This is a genomic window from Streptomyces sp. NPDC018000 (assembly GCF_044328025.1).
Lineage (GTDB): Bacteria > Actinomycetota > Actinomycetes > Streptomycetales > Streptomycetaceae > Streptomyces.
On the sequence record NZ_JBIRGM010000007.1, the window covers coordinates 149,912 to 166,358 of the forward strand.

The window sequence follows — 16,447 nt, forward strand, 5'->3', positions numbered from 1 at the left end:
GCCAGCGTGCGTTCCATGACAACCGACACGTATACGTCCCGTGCGCCCGGCACGTACTCCCCAAAACGCCAGATGCTCAACAAGGTCCCGGAAGTGACCATCTACTTCTGGGTGATCAAGGTGCTGTGCACCACCGTGGGTGAGACCGCGGCCGATCTGCTCAACGCCAATCTGGGCATGGGGCTGACCAACACCTCGTACCTGATGAGCGCGCTGCTGGTCGTCACCCTGTTCTTCCAGTTCCGGGCGCGTGCCTACGTGCCCGGTCTGTACTGGCTGTCCGTGGTCCTGATCAGTGTGGTCGGCACGCTGATCAGCGACAACCTGACCGACAACCTCGGCGTTCCGCTCCAGACCACGACCGTGGTGTTCGCGGTGGCGCTCGCCGTCACGTTCGTCGCCTGGTACGCGAGTGAGCGGACGCTGTCGATCCACTCGATCCGCACGACGCGACGTGAGGCGTTCTACTGGCTGGCGATCCTGTTCACGTTCGCTCTGGGTACGTCCGCGGGAGACCTCGTGGCGGAGAAGCTGAACCTGGGGTACTGGCTCTCGGCGGTGGTGTTCGCCGCGCTGATCGCGGCTGTGGCCCTCGCGCACCGCACGCTGGACTTCAACGCGGTGTGGTCGTTCTGGATCGCGTACGTCCTGACCCGGCCGCTCGGCGCCTCGTTGGGCGACTACCTGTCGCAGCCGACGGCGGACGGCGGGCTGGGGCTGGGCACGGTCGGCACCAGTCTGCTGTTCCTCGTCATCATTCTCGCGCTCGTCGTGTTCCTCACCAGGACCCGGCGCGATGTGGCGGAGGCCGGCACGGCCGAAACGGCCGGCGTACCGGAGGTCAGCCGGCAGGGAGGGTGACGACGAAGCGTGCGCCGGGCGCCGCGGCGTCCAGTGCGATGTCGCCGCCCGCGGCCCTGGCCAGTCGGCGGGCCAGGGCCAGACCGAGACCCGCGCCGTCGTGTCCGTCCTCGGGGCGGGCACGGCGGCCGGGTTCGAAGAGCGAGACGACGAAGTCCTCGGGAACACCGGGACCGTCGTCGCAGACGTACACCGTGACCTCGCCCGCCCCTGGCGTGCAGGTGAGCGTGATCGAGTGGGAGGCGTAGCGGCCGGCGTTGTCCAGGAGCGGTGTCAGGATGCGCTCGGCGGTCTCCTCACAGACGCCGATGCTCACGTCGGCCCCGTTTCCCGATGCCTCGACGGTCACCGCGGGGGCGTCGGGGAACAGGGCCGCGTTGCGTTGCGCCAGGCGGTGCGCGATGTCGGGGAAGCGGGAGCGGCCGGGGATCTGCGCGGTGCGGGCCCGGACCTCCGAGAGCAGCGAGTCGCAGATCTGACGCATGGTCGCGGCGGCGCCCGCGATGGCCTCCAGGGAGGTCTCCTGCTGCTCCACGCTGCGCGGTCTTCCGGTCAGCCACTCGGTCTCCGCGGTGATCCGGGCGAGCGGGGTGCGCAGCTCGTGGGAGAGCTCGGCGGCCTGCTGCTGCTCGTGGCGCAGGACCGAGGCGAGCCGGTCCAGCAGGGCGTCCAGGCTGGAGGCGAACGCGGCGAGTTCGGCGGGCCGGTCCTCGGAGCCGAACCGTTCGGCGGCGCCCGCGGCGCTCCACCGGGTGGCCTGTTCGCTCATCACGGCGACGGGGCGCAGGGCCCGGCGCACGACGAGGCGGGTCAGCAGATAGATGGTGGCCAGCAGCAGCACGGCCAGCGCGATCGAACCGACCAGCGCGGTGTCGGCGCTGGAACGGTACGGGTCGAGGCTGACGGAGCTGACGACGGTGCCGGCCTGCGCGGAGACGTGTCCCTGCCGTGCCGGGGTGTCGATGGGGAAGGCGTACAGCCGCCATGCCCCGGGACCTTCGGTCTCCGTGAACGTCTCGCGCCGCCCGGCGAGGCCGGCCGCTTGTGCCTGAAGATCTGCCGGGGCGTTGGCGGGCTTCTCGACCACCTTGTCGCCCTGGTAGATCCAGACCCCGGCGTCCAGGGCCTGGTCCTCGGCCGGTTCGCGTACGACGAGACCGCCGTCCGGGCGTACGTCCACCGTGGCCGCCACGGCCTCGGCGCGGGTGCGCAGGACGTCGTCGGCCTGCCCGTGGAGCCGCTGGCTGAGGGCGACGTTGAAGACGACGGTCAGGACGCCGATCCAGAGGGCACTGGTGGCCAGGGCCATGAGGGCGAGGCGGCCACGCAGGGTGCTCCTGTTCATGCCGTGCGGGGGGTTTCGAAGCGGTAGCCCACGCCTCGGACCGTGCTGATGCTCTGCGGGCTGTCCGCCTCGCGCAGTTTGCGACGCAGTCGGGTCAGGTACTGGTCCAGGGTGTTGTCGCTGACCCGCGCCCCCTCCGGCCAGCCGGCCCGTAGCAGTGCCCTGCGCCGCATCACCGCGCCCGGGGCCGCCATCAGGCAGGCCAGCAGCCGGAACTCCGTCGGGGTCAGCGCCACGGGGTGGCCGTGCACGGTCAGCTCGTGCTTCACCGGGTTCAGCCGTAGCGCGCCCGCACTGTCGGCCAGGGCGTTGTCGTGGTGGCCGACACGGTGCAGGACCGCCCGGACGCGGGCCGCCAGCTCGCTGAGGTGGAACGGTTTGACCAGGTAGTCGTCGCCGCCGGAGGCGAAACCGGAGAGCCGGTCGGTGAGGTTGCCGTGCGCGGTCAGGAAGATCACCGGGACGCCGAACCCCGCACCGCGCATCGCCTGGCACACATCGCGTCCGTCCGAGTCCGGCAGCCCCACGTCGAGCACGACCGCGTGCACCGACTCGTCGATGGTCTTCAGGGCGGTCGCGCCGTCGACGGCGGTCACGACGTCGAAGTCCTCGTCGCGCAGGCCGCGGGCCAGGACATCGCGCAGGCCGTGGTCGTCCTCGACGACAAGAATGCGTGCAGCGGTCACCCGGCCAGTATTGCGCGGGCCGGATCGGTTCTGCGGTGAGAAGGACGAAGGGTGGCACCCCGGCTAGGGCGCCGCCCCGGTGCGCGACAAGCAGCCTGGAGCAACCCGTGGCCGGGCCACGGGCGGAGGGTCAGTGCGCACGTCACACGATCGTGGGACGCTGTTGGAAGCGGTGAACTTCCGCAGAACCGTCGATCTACGCTCCTTTGTCAGGCCACAGGAGAAGGGACCCGCGATGACCGCCGCGATGGTCGAGAACGACCAGGCCTCTGAAGGCCGCCCGTGGGATTACCTGCTGCAGACATGGCGTGAACTGGACGTGCCCGAGGGGTGGCGCGCCGAGATCGACGAAGGGCAGATCGTCTTGGTACCACCGCCTCATGCGCACCACAACGGAATCGCCGAGATGGTGCAGCATCGCCTGTATCGGGCCCTCCCCGAAGGGCTGGGCATCTACCAGACCCTGGGCGTGCACGTCGCGCCGCTCGACAAGCTTTACGTCCCCGATCTAGTGATCATGCCGCGCGAGCTGATCATGGCTGCCGACCCGGACACCAGCGATCCGATGGATGCCTCCGAGGCCCTGCTCATCGTCGAGATCACGTCGAAGGCGAACGCCCGGGAGGACCGCACGAAGAAGTACCGTGCCTATGCGCGCGCGGGCGTGCCGATGTACCTGTTGATCGACCGGTTCGACACGCGTGGAGCTATGGCCACGCTGTTCACGGAGCCGAACGAGGACGGGACGTACAAGCACTCCGATCCGGTGCCGTTCGGAAAGCCGCTCACGTTGCCGGAGCCCTTCGGTACGACGCTCCTCACAGAGGAATTCCCGGTCTGAGAAGGCACGGAAGGGCAGGCACAGGGGCGGCACCCAGCCATTGGGCGCCGCCCCTGTCCGTGTGGCCTGGTGGGGGGTGCCGAGGCGGAGCCGGTGGGTCAGGTGCTGCGCGGGGCGGCGGCGAGGGCGGCGCGCAGGTGGCCGCCGGATGCGGCCAGGAGGTCCTCGGCGGTGGGACCGTCGACCTGACCGAGGATGGTGAGGATGGCGTTCTTCACCTCGCCGTCGGTCGCGGCGAGGGCGGCCTCGATCTCCTCTTCGGACGCGCCCGTGGCCAGCGAGACGATCCGGCGGGAACGGGCGTGCAGCTTCTCGTTGGAGGCGCGGACATCGACCATCAGGTTCCCGTACGTCTTGCCGAGCCGGATCATCGTGATCGTCGAGATCATGTTGAGGACGAGCTTCTGTGCCGTACCCGCCTTGAGCCGGGTGGAGCCGGTGAGCAGTTCGGGGCCGACGACGACCTCGATGCCGTGCTCGGCCGCGGCGCCCAGCGCGGAGCCCGCGTTGCAGGAAAGACCAATGGTCAGCGCGCCCTTGGTACGGGCGTGCTCGACGGCGCCGATCGCGTACGGCGTACGACCGGAGGCGGAGATGCCGACCACCGTGTCGTCGGCGGTGAGGCCCAGGGCGTCGAGGTCGGCGGCGGCCAGCTCCTTGCTGTCCTCGGCGCCTTCGACGGCCTTGACCATGGCGGACGGGCCGCCTGCGATCAGGCCGACGACCTCGGAGGGATCGGTGTTGAAGGTGGGCGGGCACTCGCTGGCGTCCAGCACGCCGAGCCGGCCCGCGGTGCCCGCGCCCGCGTAGATCAGCCGGCCGCCGCGGGCCATGCGTTCCGCGGTGCCGTCGATCGCGGCGGCTATCTCGGGCAGCCGGGCGCCGACGGCGGACGGGACGGACCGGTCCTCGCCGTTCATGATCCGGGCAATCTCAAGCGTGTCCAGACGGTCGATCTCGGCCAGCTCGGGCCGGAACGCCTCGGTGGTGAGCGTTTCGAGCTGGGCGCGCAGTTCCCCGTATCCGTCGGGGGTGGTGGTGTCGGCGCCGGTGGTGGAGGTCATAGGGGGGTGGCTCTGCTTTCTCGGTCTCGTACCGGTTCAGCGGGTGCGAACGCGGGTGCGGGTGCGATTGCGGGCGGTGGGAGTCGGTTCGGTTCGGGGTCAGCGCGGGCGCGGGGTGTGGCGGTGGGCCAGCGCCTCGTAGGAGGCGGCGAGTGCCGGTGCCGCCGTTTCGTACGTGCGCTGCGCGACGCCTATGAACAGGCAGTCGACGACGAGCAGCTGGCTCGTACGGCTCGACATGGCTGCGGGCCGCAGCTCGCTCTCCCGGGCGGTGGACGTGGTCAGCACATGGTCGGCGTACTGCGTCACGGAGCCGTCGGGGCGGCCGGTGATCGCGATCGTCGTCGCACCGTGGTCGAAGGCGACCCGCAGCGGCTCGATGACATCGACGGTGGAGCCGGAGTGCGTGATCGCGATGGCCACATCGCCGGAGCGGAGCTGCACGGCGTTGGTCACCGCGAGGTGCGGGTCCGTGTGGGAGTGCGCGATCAGGCCGATGCGGGCCAGCTTCTGGGCCAGGTCCTGGCCGACGAGGGAGGAGGCACCCACGCCGTAGATGTCGATGCGCCGGGCGGTGGCGGCGGCGGCCACCGCGGCGCCGAGCTGGACGGTGTCGAGCCCCGCGGCCGTGTCGGCGAGGGTCTGCTGCTCGTCGTAGGCGAGCTTGGCGACCACATCGGCGATCGGGTCGTCGACCGCTATGTCGGCGGTGACGGAGGGAGCCCGGCCCGACTGCTGGTGTGCGGCGAGGCCGGCGAGGGCCAGGCGCAGATCGCGATAGCCGGGGTAGCCGAGGAGGCGGGCCGTGCGGACCACGGTCGCCTCGCTGGTGCCGGTGAGTTCGGCGAGACCGGTGACGGTGAGGGCGGCGCAGCCGGCGGGGTCACAGGCGACGGCCTCGGCGACGCGCTGCATGGAGCGGGTCATGGACGGCGCGAGCGTGCGCACCTTGGCCGCGAGAGCCGCCGGGGCGGGCGGCGAATCAGTGATGAAACTTTCCTTCAGGTCATTGGTCACATTTGAAAGATATTTTCAACCAGGTTGCTCGTCAACCCCCTTGGGTCCCTGCCGCTGACACCACGTCCGGCACAGCACCGCCGACAGCGCGGAAACGGCAAAGGCGGGCACGCGAAGCGGGTTCGTGGGCAGGGTGACAATGGGCCCATGGAGATGAATCCCTTGGAACAGGCGTTGCACACGGCCCGCGCGCTGGTCATGGCCGATCTCGCCGCAGGTGACGTCGCCGAGGCCGGGATCGTCTCGCTGGTCGAGGACGCGGTGACGCACCGCCGCTGGTGGGTCGAGCAGTGGCCCGACGGCGCCTCGTTCGTCGTCGGCCTCGTGGCTCAGGACGTGCAGGACGCCCTGCTCGAACGGTACGGGCGGTGGCCGCTCTGCCCGGTCTGCGACGCGGGCGACCCGCACGCCCTGGACGTCGAACCGGAACTGGGTCCGGACCCGCACTGGGTGTGCACCAAGGCAGCCGTGGCCGTCGCACCGGTCGGTTCGCTGAGCGGGATACTCCGGCGGTGACGGTCTACATCGACCCGCCCGACTGGCCGGGCCACGGGCGGTTCTGGTCGCATCTGGTCAGCGATGTGTCCTTCGAGGAGCTGCACGCCTTCGCGGCATCCATCGGCTGCCCGCCACGCGCGTTCGACCGGGATCACTACGACGTACCGGAATCGCGGTACGAGGACGCGGTACGGGCCGGGGCGAAGCAGGTCGGCTCGAAGGAACTCGTCCGCCGTCTCACGGAGGCCGGGCTGCGGCGGCCCAAGGGGCGCCCGGCGCCCGTCCGCTGACGGGCCGTGCCCCGCCGCGCTCCGTCAGCCCCGGCCCGGGCCCGCCGTTCGAGCGTCCGGGCCGCCCGGCGCGGGTCGGACCGCGGAGGTACCCGCCTTTGCGGACGGCCGCGTGGTCAGACGGCGGAGCTACCCGCCTCCGCGGACGCCCCCGGCGCCTTGCCGGGCACTTCCGACACCTCTGCCGACGCCGCGGCGGGCGACCCGGTCACCCGCCGCGACCTGCCCCCGCCCTGCAGCCGCAGCGAGAGCACCACGGCCGCCAGCGCCAGCACCATCATCGCCGCACCCGCCCACGCGGTCGCCGTGAAACCGAAGTCCGCGTCGATCACCTTGCCGCCCAGCCAGGGGCCGCCCGTGTTGCCCAGGTTGAACGCGGCCGTCGTCGTCGCACCGGCGAGCGTCGGAGCGGCGCCCGCGACGTTGAACATCCGGGCATTCAGCGCCGGGGCCGTGTAGAACGACGACAGTCCGAGCAGGAACGAGAGCCCGACCGCGGCGACCTGGTTCGAGGCGAACAGTGCCAGCGCGACCAGGAAAATCGTCGAGGCCGTGATACCGCTCATCAGCACCCCGAAGAGATGCGCGTCCGCGACCCGGCCGCCGATCGTCGTACCGACCAGCGCACCGGCCCCGAACAGCGCGAGCACCGTCGGCACCCAGCCCGAGTCCAGCCCGGCGACATCCGTCAGCAGCGGTGCCAGATAACTGAACGCGCAGAAGACACCGCCTGCCGCGAGGGCCGTGATCACGATCGACAGCCACACCTGCCGGTCCCGGTAGATGCTCATCTCCCGCTTGAGCCGCGGCTTCTGCTCCGGCAGTGGAATGTGCGGAATCAGCGTCGCCACCCCGACCAGTGCCACGGCGGACGCCGCACCCACCGCCCAGAACGCCGACCGCCACCCGAGGTTCTCACCGAGAAAGGCGCCCAGGGGAACGCCCAGCACATTGGCGACCGACAGACCACCGATCATCACGGCCATCGCACGGGCTCGCGCGTTCACCGGCACCATCGCGATGGCGACCGCCGCACCCACCGCCCAGAACCCGGCGCAGGCGAAGGCGCTCACGACACGGGACGCGAAGAGCACCTCGTACGTCGGAGCCAGCGCACCCGCGACCTGGCCGAGGCCGAAGACGGAGATCAGGGTGATCAGTGTGGTGCGGCGCGGCAGCCGGAGCGTGGCCACGGCGAGCAACGGGGCACCGATCACCATGCCGATCGCGAAGGCGGATATGAGAAGTCCGGCCTGGGGGATGGACACGTTCATGTCGTCGGCGATGGGCGGCAACAGTCCGGAGAGCATGAACTCACTGGTGCCCAGGGCGAAGACCGAGAGGCCCAGAATGTATACGGCAAGTGGCATGCGTGAGCGGCGAGCGGAAGAATCGGGCATGACAGCTGCCAACAGCGGCCACGGGCGTTACATTCCCGCTGCCGACGGCTTCCGGCCACCGTCCCACCGCGCGCTCAGCGGCTCAGCAGCTCCAGCTCGGTCGACAGGTTCTGCCGGGCCCGCGGTGCCCAACGGTCCACCCCGTGCGGTGTACGGAACAGGCGCGGCAGCCCGAGCAGCTGACGCAGCACCGCCGCCCGCCCTTCCCGGAACGCGTCGTCGGGCACGAAGCCGTACTCCTCGCGCACCTGCGCCGCGTACGCCGCGTACTCCTGCGGGGGCGCTGCCAGGATCGCGAGATCCGCATCGCACAGCACCTCGCCGTTGGTGTCGCCGTCCGCCGGGTCGTGGGTGACGGTGAGCCGTACGAGACGGGCGACCTCGGCCGTGACCTCGGCCGGCACCCCGGCCTCCGGCAGGGCGCGCTCGGCGAGGGCGGCGCTGCGTTCCTCGTTCTCGGACCGGTCGGGCCGGTAGACCGCGTCGTGGAACCAGGCGGCGAGGCGTACGGCATCCGCATCGGCCGCGTATGCGGCGAGCGTGTCGATGTGATCGAGCACCGCGACCAGGTGCGCGGTGGTGTGGTACCGCCGCTGCGGCTCGGCCCAGCGCGCCAGCAGATTGTCGGCGTACGGCAACGGATCGGGACCGGACGCCCCGCCCCGGGCACCGACGAGCGCCTCCCGCCAGCGGCCACGGAGAGAGGTGCGGGCACTGCCTGCTCCGTGGGCGCTGCTTCCGTCCGAGTTGTCGGTCATGAAATGACCCTAAGGGCTGTCCTTTGCCCGGCGCCGGGCAAAGGTCGCGCAACCAGTACCGCGGAGCACGGCGACGGGCCCTTGAGATCCCACCGGTGAACCTTCGGCCCGTGTGAACCCGCGGCCCCTCCGGCGCGCTTCGTGAACGCGGGCCGAAGGGGCGTCGTCGGGTCGGGACGCGGTGCTACGCCGCCTTGAACCCCCGCAGCCGCAGCGAGTTGCCGACCACGAAGACCGACGAGAACGCCATCGCCGCGCCCGCGATCATCGGGTTGAGCAGCCCGGCCGCGGCGAGCGGCAAGGCGGCCACGTTGTAGGCGAAGGCCCAGAACAGGTTCGTACGGATGGTGCCCAGCGTCTTGCGGGAGAGCCGGATGGCGTCCGCCGCGGCCCGCAGGTCCCCGCGCACCAGCGTCAGGTCACCGGCCTCGATCGCGGCGTCCGTGCCCGTGCCCATCGCCAGGCCCAGGTCGGCCTGGGCGAGGGCGGCCGCGTCGTTGACGCCGTCGCCGACCATGGCGACCGAACGGCCTTCGGCCTGGAGGCCCTTGACGACGTCGGCCTTGTCCTCCGGCATGACCTCCGCGTACACCTTCTCGATCCCGACCTCGGCCGCGACCGCCTCGGCCACCGCCCGGTTGTCGCCGGTCAGCAGGATCGGGGTCAGACCGAGGGCCCGCAGCCGCTCGATGGCCTCCGCGCTGGTGTCCTTCACCGCGTCGGCGACTTCGAGGACCGCCCGTGCCTCGCCGTCCCAGGCGACCGCGATGGCCGTCCGGCCGGCGGCCTCCGCCGCGGCCTTCTGCCGGGCCAGCTCCACCGGCAGGCGGATCTCCCACTCGGCGAGCAGCTGCTCACGGCCGACGAGGACGGCGTGGCCCTCGACGACGCCCTGGACACCGAGGCCCGCGACGCTGGTGAAGTCCTCGGGGGTGGGCAGGGCGGCACCGGTGCGCTCGACGGCCCCGGCGGCGACGGCCTGGGCTATGGGGTGCTCGGAGGAGTGCTCCAGAGCGCCCGCGAGCCGCAGCACATCGCTCTCGCCCGTACCGTCCGCCGTGTGCACGTCCAGCAGGGTCATCCGGCCGGTGGTGACCGTGCCGGTCTTGTCGAGGACGATCGTGTCGACGCGGCGCGTGGTCTCCAGGACCTCCGGGCCCTTGATCAGGATGCCGAGCTGGGCGCCGCGTCCCGTACCGACCATGAGGGCGGTCGGAGTGGCGAGGCCCAGGGCGCAGGGGCAGGCGATGATCAGTACGGCGACGGCGGCGGTGAACGCCGCGGTCAGGCCGGCGCCGTTGACGAGCCAGAAAGCGAGCGTGCCGAGCGCGAGGGCGATGACGACGGGGACGAAGACGGCGGAGATCCGGTCCGCGAGGCGCTGGGCCGCGGCCTTGCCGTTCTGCGCGTCCTCGACGAGCCTGGCCATCCGGGCCAGCTGGGTGTCGGCGCCGATCCGGGTGGCCTCGACGACGAGCCGGCCGCCCGCGTTGAGCGTGGCCCCGGTGACGCCGTCGCCGACGCCGACCTCCACGGGTACGGACTCGCCGGTGAGCATCGACGCGTCCACGGCCGATGCGCCTTCCACGACGGTGCCGTCGGTGGCGATCTTCTCACCGGGGCGGACCAGGAACCGGTCCCCGACCTGGAGGTCGGCGGTCGGCACGGTCATCTCACGGCCGCCGCGCAGCACGGTCACCTCCTTGGCCCCGAGTTCGAGAAGCGCCTTGAGGGCCGCACCCGCCTTCCGCTTGGAGCGGGCCTCGAAGTAGCGCCCGGCCAGGATGAAGGCGGTGACTCCGGCGGCGGCCTCCAGGTAGATGTTCCCGGCGCCGTCGCTGTGGCCGATGGTCAGCTCGAAGGGATGCGTCATGCCGGTCATCCCGGCGGTGCCGAAGAACAGTGCCCACACCGACCACAGGAACGCGGCCGAGGTGCCGACCGAGACCAGCGTGTCCATCGTTGCCGCGCCGTGCTTGGCGTTGGTCCAGGCGGCGCGGTGGAAGGGCCAGGCGGCGTACGTGACGACGGGGGCCGTCAGGGTCAGCGAGAGCCACTGCCAGTAGTCGAACTGGAGCGCAGGGACCATCGACATGGCGATCACCGGCACGGCGAGCACGACGGCGGTGAGCAGCCGCTGCCGCAGGGGCCGCAGCTCGTCGGCCTCCGCGGCCTTCGCTGCCTCGGGGGCGTCGTCCTCGGGACGCATCGGGGGCGCGGGCTCGTGCGCGGTGTAGCCGGTCTTCTCGACGGTGGCGATCAGATCCTGTACGGAGACGTCCTCGCCCCGGTAGCTGACCTTGGCCTTCTCGGTGGCGTAATTGACGGTGGCCTCGACGCCGTCCATCCGGTTGAGCTTCTTCTCGATACGGGCCGCGCAGGAGGCGCAGGTCATGCCGCCGATCGCGAGCTCGACCTCTGTGGCGGTGCCGGCGGCTGTGCCGGCCCCGGTTGTGGCGGTGTGCGCGGACACGATGTCCTCCCGGGCGGAGACGGTGATACCCCTATGGGGTATGCATTGTTGATTCAGGTATACCCCCCACCCCTATAAAGCGCAAGGTGATCCGCCGTCGGGACCCGGAGCGTGTGCGCCCGATCGCCTGATATGCGTCCGCCCCCGCGTATCTTCACGTCGCGTTGAGGCTGGGCCCTCGGCCGGCCGCGCCGTAGGCTGGTTAGTGGACTAGACCTGTCGGCCTGTTGACCTGTTGCGTCTTCCTGGAGGGATGGGAGCCCATGAGCAACCGTGCAGTCCTGGAGGTGATCGCTCTCGACGCACAGGACGCGGTCGCTGCCCGGGCGGGTGGTGCAGACCGGCTTGAGCTGGTCACCGACATGGCGGCGGACGGCCTGACCCCGTCCTGCGCGACCTTCGCGAGGATCCGGGCCGCGGTGGACATTCCGCTGCGGGTGATGCTCAGGTCGGCGGACGGTTTCGAGGCCGGCGACATCGATGTGCTCGTGGCCAGGGCGCGCGAGCTGAGGGCGGAGGGGGCCGAGGAATTCGTCCTGGGCTTCCTCGACGCCGAGGGCCGCCCGGACCTGGTCGCCGTCGAACGCCTCGTCGCCGAGCTGGACGGCTGCCGCTGGACCTTCCACCGCGCGATCGACCGGGTCGCCGACCGGGACGCCCTGCGCAAACAGCTGGCGGACATGCCCGGCCTGGACACGTACCTCACGGCGGGCTCCCCGGAGGGCGTCGACGAGGGCATCCCGACGCTGCTGGGCGAGGCGGCACGCAGGGGGGAGCCCGGGTACGAGCCGCAGATCCTGGTGGGCGGCGGGCTCCGCCTGGACCACCTGCCGGAGCTGCTGTCCGCGGGCATCGACGCCGTACACATCGGCGGTGCGGCACGCCCGGCCGGCTGGACGGGTCCGGTGGACGCGGCGGCGGTACGGCAGTGGCGGGCGGTGCTCGACGCGTAGCGGGCCGGGGGCGTGCGAGGGAAGAGGTCCGCCGCAGGCGCCTCCACCCGCACACGCCCCCACCCCCTACAACAGCTCGCCCGGCACCCCCGCCGCATGCACCACCGTCAACCCCGACACCGCACGCGTCAGCGCCACGTACAGCCGGCGCAGCCCCGTGCGCTCGTCCGGCTCGCCGTCCACCACCGCGGCCGGCTCGTCCAGTACCACGTAGTCGTACTCCAGGCCCTTGGCCAGCGACGCCGGGACCAGGGTCAGCCGGGACCCGGCGGTCGTCTCCTCACCGGGGGACAGATACGCGTGGCCCGCCGCGGCAAGCGCATCCGCCAGCGCCGGAATCCGCGCATCCGCCGCGATCAGGCCGATCGACCCCTCCCGCGTCAGCGACTCCTCGCACGCCGCCAGGACCGCCGCGTCCAGCTCCGCCGGATCGCCCACCTCCCGTACCTCCAGCGAACCCGGCGACTCACGCACCGACTCCACCGCGGTGAGCCCCGGTGAGATCACCGGCAGCAGCCGTGACGCATACGCGATCACCTCGCGCGGCACACGGAAGCCCGCCGTCAGCTCCTCCACCACCGCGTCCGACTTGCCCAGGTGGTGCAGCGCCTGCGCCCAGCTCTCCGTCGACCACGGCGTCGTGCCCTGAGCGAGGTCACCGAGAACCGTCGCCGAACCCGTCGTGCAGCGGCGGCCCACCGCCCGGTACTGCATGGGGGACAGGTCCTGCGCCTCGTCGAGCACGACATGGCCGAGCGAGTGCGTACGCGCCACCAGATCGCTCGCCTCGTCGATCAGCACCGCGTCCGCCGCCGACCACTTCGCGGACTTCACGCTGCGGACCTGCTTGGTCCACAGGATCGCCTTCTGCTCGTCCTCGGTGAGCAGTCCCTGAGCGTGCGTGGCCAGGAACTCCGCGTCGATGAGCAGCCGCAGCACCAGCTTGGCCGGCTCGACGGCCGGCCAGATCGCCTTCACGGCCGCCTTCACGGCAGGGTTACGGGCCACCGCGTTCTGCACCCGGTCGTCGGGCGCCTCGCCGGCCTCCTCCATCCGGACCAGGACGGAGTGCGCGATGCGCTGCGGAAGCGCCTCATGGGCGGCCCCGTACCGCATGTCGCGGGCCAGCAGTTCGGTGACGATCTCCTCCAGCTCGTACGCCGGCACCCGCCAGCGGCGCGAACCGCGCACCACCATCACCGGCTCCGTCGGCAGCGTCACATGCGAACGGAGCGCCCGCCGCAGCACCTCGGCCATCCTGGCGTCGCCCTTGACGACGGCGGCGGCCGCCGAGTCCGTGCCACGCACCTCGATGCCCGCCGCCACCAGATCGTCGACGGTCGCCTGCTTCACCTCCAGCTCACCGAGGGCCGGGAGCACCTGCTCGATGTAGTGGAGGAAGGAACGGTTCGGCCCGATGACCAGAGTGCCGGTACGGGCCAGGCGCTCCCGGTGGGCGTAGAGGAGGTACGCGACACGGTGCAGGCCGACGGCCGTCTTACCGGTGCCGGGTCCTCCCTGTACGCAGACCGTCCCGCCGAGACCGCTACGGACGATCTCGTCCTGCTCCGGCTGGATCGTCGCGACGATGTCACGCATCGGTCCGACACGCGGCCGCTCGATCTCCGCCTGGAGGAGCTTGCTGGTCTGCGCGGCCTCGGTGGGGTCGGTCAGGTGCTCGTCCTCGTACGCGGTCAGTTCACCGCCGGTGTAGCCGAAGCGGCGGCGCTGGCCGACGTCCTGGGGGTCCTGCTTCGAGGCCCGGTAGAACGGCTGCGAGACGGGCGCACGCCAGTCGATGACCATCGGGTCGCCGGCGGCGTCATGGACGTGGCGGCGCCCGATGTAGAACTGCTCGCCCTCCCGTCGCCCACCTTCGGCCGAGGAGCTGCGCGCCGCTCCTCCTGATGCACCCTCGGCCCGCTCGGCACCGACCGGGTGCAGATAGTCCAGGCGGCCGAAGAAGAGCGGGGCGTGGGCGAGATCGGCGAGGGATTTGATGCGGTCGTCGATCTGGGTCTGCAGGACGGCCGCGTTGACCCAGTTCGCGGTGACATCGCGGATGTCGAGGGCCTGGGCGTCCTCCCGCATGGCGCGCAACGCGGAGCGGGACGCGGCGAGATGGGCGCGTTCACGAGCCAGGGGATCGGTGGTGGTGTCGCTTTCGTGTTCGTGCGCGGGCACGCTGTTGCCTCCGGCTTTTCAACGCAGGACGGCGGACCGCACCTCGCCTCCGGTCATGGCGCGGGGGCGATGCGGTCCGCTCGGGAATCCATCACGGGGTACGCACGCAGGCGTACGCACAGCTGTCGGCCGGTTTCCGTCCGGCCGGCGGCGCTCCCCCGGCTGCCGGCTACGGCCGGTACCACGGTGCGGGAGGCGGGCAGACCGGCGATTGTAGCGACCGTCCTCGTCACGGTCGAACGGTTTTAACCGACCGGCGTACGCGGGCCGGTCGCCGGTCGGCCTCAGCCGTCGGCCAGCAGCTCGTCCGCGTCCACGATCCGGTACGCGTACCCCTGCTCGGCCAGGAACCGCTGGCGGTGCGCCGCGAAGTCCTGGTCGATCGTGTCGCGGGCGACCACCGAATAGAACCGCGCCTCGTGCCCGTCGGCCTTCGGCCGCAGCACCCGGCCGAGCCGCTGCGCCTCCTCCTGCCGCGAGCCGAACGTCCCCGACACCTGAATGGCGACGGTCGCCTCCGGCAGGTCGATGGAGAAGTTCGCGACCTTCGACACCACCAGGACGTTGAGCTCGCCCTCCCGGAACGCGTCGAAGAGCTTCTCGCGCTGGGCGTTGCTCGTCTCGCCCTTGATCACCGGGGCGTTCAGATGCTCACCCAGCTCGTCGAGCTGGTCGATGTACTGCCCGATGACAAGGGTCTGCTCGCCCCGGTGCTTGCGTACCAGCGCCTCGGTCACCTTCCGCTTCGTATCGGTCGTCGCACAGAACCGGTACTTCTCCTCGGTCTCCGCTGTCGCGTACGCAAGCCGCTCCGAGTCCGTCAGATTGACGCGCACCTCGACACAGTCGGCGGGCGCGATGTAGCCCTGCGCCTCGATCTCCTTCCACGGGGCGTCGAACCGCTTGGGCCCGATCAGCGAGAAGACATCCGACTCGCGGCCGTCCTCACGCACCAGCGTCGCGGTGAGGCCGAGGCGACGCCGGGCCTGCAGGTCGGCGGTGAACTTGAAGACGGGCGCGGGCAGCAGATGCACCTCGTCGTAGATCACCAGTCCCCAGTCACGGGAGTCGAACAGTTCCAGGTGCGGGTAGACACCCTTGCGGCGGGTCGTCAGCACCTGGTAGGTGGCGATGGTGACCGGCCGGATCTCCTTGCGCGTACCGCTGTACTCGCCGATCTCGTCCTCGGTCAGCGAGGTCCGCTTCACCAGCTCGTGCTTCCACTGCCGGGCCGAGACGGTGTTCGTCACCAGGATCAGGGTGGTCGCCTTGGCCCGCGCCATCGCACCCGCCCCGACCAGCGTCTTCCCCGCACCGCAGGGCAGCACGACGACGCCCGAACCGCCGTGCCAGAAGCCCTCGACCGCCTGCTTCTGGTACGGCCGCAGCGCCCAGCCGTCCTCCGCGAGCTCGATGGGGTGCGCCTCGCCGTCGACGTACCCGGCGAGGTCCTCCGCCGGCCAGCCCAGCTTCAGCAGCGTCTGCTTGATCTGCCCGCGCTCCGAGGGATGCACGGCCACGGTGTCCGGGTCGATGCGCGCCCCGACCAGCGGCTGGACCTTCTTCGACCGGAGGATCTCCTCCAGCACGGGCCGGTCGGTGGAGGTCAGTACCAGACCGTGGACCGGGTCCTTGGAGAGCGTGAGCCGGCCGTACCTGGCCATCGTCTCCGCGATGTCGACGAGCAGCGCGTGCGGAACGGGATAGCGCGAGTACCGCACGAGCGCGTCGACGACCTGCTCGGCGTCGTGCCCGGCGGCACGCGCGTTCCACAGCCCGAGCGGGGTCAGCCGGTAGGTGTGGATGTGCTCGGGCGCCCGCTCCAGCTCGGCGAAGGGCGCGATCGCACGACGGCAGGCGTCGGCCTGATCGTGGTCGACTTCCAGGAGCAGTGTCTTGTCGCTCTGGACGATCAGGCAGGACACACATACCTCCGAAGTTTGGATCGTCCTGTGACAGGCGGCACACCCGCCATGGCGCGGGCTTTGCCCCGTGCCCGACGCTCAAAAGTCGTCTCGGCCAGTGTGCTCGGCCGGTGCGCCGGGAATGCGCGCTGCCATCTCCATCAGACTTTCAC

14 protein-coding genes are annotated in these 16,447 nt (G+C 71.1%); 5 read left to right on the forward strand and 9 right to left on the reverse strand.

The features are described 5' to 3' along the window. The first annotated feature begins 15 nt into the window (after positions 1-15). Positions 16-861, forward strand: a complete 846-nt coding sequence (locus ACH4EW_RS18465) for a hypothetical protein (RefSeq protein ID WP_398258050.1) — start codon at positions 16-18, stop codon at positions 859-861. Here ACH4EW_RS18465 and ACH4EW_RS18470 read toward each other — a convergent pair. Together ACH4EW_RS18470 and ACH4EW_RS18475 are read right to left on the reverse strand one after the other, a co-directional pair. After that, complete coding sequence (locus tag ACH4EW_RS18470; RefSeq protein WP_398258052.1) at positions 842-2,206, reverse strand: ATP-binding protein; 1,365 nt, start codon at positions 2,204-2,206, stop codon at positions 842-844. The genes ACH4EW_RS18465 and ACH4EW_RS18470 overlap by 20 nt on opposite strands. After that, positions 2,203-2,892, reverse strand: a complete 690-nt coding sequence (locus tag ACH4EW_RS18475; protein WP_398258054.1) for a response regulator transcription factor — start codon at positions 2,890-2,892, stop codon at positions 2,203-2,205. The genes ACH4EW_RS18470 and ACH4EW_RS18475 overlap by 4 nt, the downstream gene beginning before the upstream one ends. A 235-nt stretch (positions 2,893-3,127) precedes the next feature. On the opposite strand from ACH4EW_RS18475, the gene ACH4EW_RS18480 reads away from it, so the two are divergent. Continuing rightward, a complete protein-coding gene (locus ACH4EW_RS18480) occupies positions 3,128-3,733 on the forward strand; it encodes a Uma2 family endonuclease (RefSeq protein WP_398258056.1) in 606 nt (201 codons plus the stop codon). A gap of 98 nt (positions 3,734-3,831) precedes the next feature. On the opposite strand, the gene murQ is transcribed toward ACH4EW_RS18480, so the two are convergent. Both murQ and ACH4EW_RS18490 read right to left on the reverse strand, forming a co-directional pair. Continuing rightward, positions 3,832-4,797, reverse strand: a complete 966-nt coding sequence (murQ, locus tag ACH4EW_RS18485; protein WP_398258058.1) for an N-acetylmuramic acid 6-phosphate etherase — start codon at positions 4,795-4,797, stop codon at positions 3,832-3,834. Between the two features lie 99 nt (positions 4,798-4,896). Next, positions 4,897-5,814, reverse strand: a complete 918-nt coding sequence (locus tag ACH4EW_RS18490; protein ID WP_398258060.1) for a MurR/RpiR family transcriptional regulator — start codon at positions 5,812-5,814, stop codon at positions 4,897-4,899. A gap of 147 nt (positions 5,815-5,961) precedes the next feature. Here ACH4EW_RS18490 and ACH4EW_RS18495 point away from each other — a divergent pair, with 147 nt between their 5' ends. Both ACH4EW_RS18495 and ACH4EW_RS18500 read left to right on the forward strand, forming a co-directional pair. Then, complete coding sequence (locus ACH4EW_RS18495) at positions 5,962-6,330, forward strand: hypothetical protein (protein ID WP_093895806.1); 369 nt, start codon at positions 5,962-5,964, stop codon at positions 6,328-6,330. Beyond that, the gene (locus ACH4EW_RS18500; protein ID WP_398258062.1) at positions 6,327-6,602 is read left to right on the forward strand and encodes a DUF4031 domain-containing protein; all 276 of its coding nucleotides are present in this window, start codon (positions 6,327-6,329) and stop codon (positions 6,600-6,602) included. The genes ACH4EW_RS18495 and ACH4EW_RS18500 overlap by 4 nt, the downstream gene beginning before the upstream one ends. Before the next feature lie 116 nt (positions 6,603-6,718). Here the strand turns inward: ACH4EW_RS18500 and ACH4EW_RS18505 are convergent, their stop codons facing one another. The 3 genes from ACH4EW_RS18505 to ACH4EW_RS18515 all read right to left on the reverse strand — a co-directional run bounded on the left by ACH4EW_RS18505 (position 6,719) and on the right by ACH4EW_RS18515 (position 11,233). Further along, a complete protein-coding gene (locus tag ACH4EW_RS18505) occupies positions 6,719-7,972 on the reverse strand; it encodes a Cmx/CmrA family chloramphenicol efflux MFS transporter (RefSeq protein WP_398258064.1) in 1,254 nt (417 codons plus the stop codon). 104 nt (positions 7,973-8,076) lie between these two features. Next, positions 8,077-8,760 carry a hypothetical protein gene (locus ACH4EW_RS18510; protein WP_398258066.1) on the reverse strand — a complete coding sequence of 228 codons (684 nt, stop codon included), beginning with the start codon at positions 8,758-8,760 and terminating at the stop codon, positions 8,077-8,079. A 184-nt stretch (positions 8,761-8,944) separates the two neighbouring features. After that, positions 8,945-11,233, reverse strand: coding sequence for a heavy metal translocating P-type ATPase (locus ACH4EW_RS18515; RefSeq protein WP_398258068.1), 2,289 nt, complete (start codon positions 11,231-11,233; stop codon positions 8,945-8,947). 263 nt (positions 11,234-11,496) lie between these two features. On the opposite strand from ACH4EW_RS18515, the gene ACH4EW_RS18520 reads away from it, so the two are divergent. Beyond that, positions 11,497-12,186 (forward strand): copper homeostasis protein CutC, encoded by a 690-nt coding sequence (locus tag ACH4EW_RS18520; RefSeq protein ID WP_398258070.1) that lies wholly within the window; start codon positions 11,497-11,499, stop codon positions 12,184-12,186. A gap of 66 nt (positions 12,187-12,252) precedes the next feature. Here ACH4EW_RS18520 and ACH4EW_RS18525 read toward each other — a convergent pair whose 3' ends face one another. Together ACH4EW_RS18525 and ACH4EW_RS18530 are read right to left on the reverse strand one after the other, a co-directional pair. After that, on the reverse strand, positions 12,253-14,370 hold the full coding sequence (locus ACH4EW_RS18525; RefSeq protein WP_398258072.1) for a HelD family protein: 2,118 nt from the start codon (positions 14,368-14,370) through the stop codon (positions 12,253-12,255). Between the two features lie 284 nt (positions 14,371-14,654). Beyond that, positions 14,655-16,295, reverse strand: coding sequence for a DNA repair helicase XPB (locus tag ACH4EW_RS18530; RefSeq protein ID WP_398258074.1), 1,641 nt, complete (start codon positions 16,293-16,295; stop codon positions 14,655-14,657). Between the last annotated feature and the right edge of the window lie 152 nt (positions 16,296-16,447).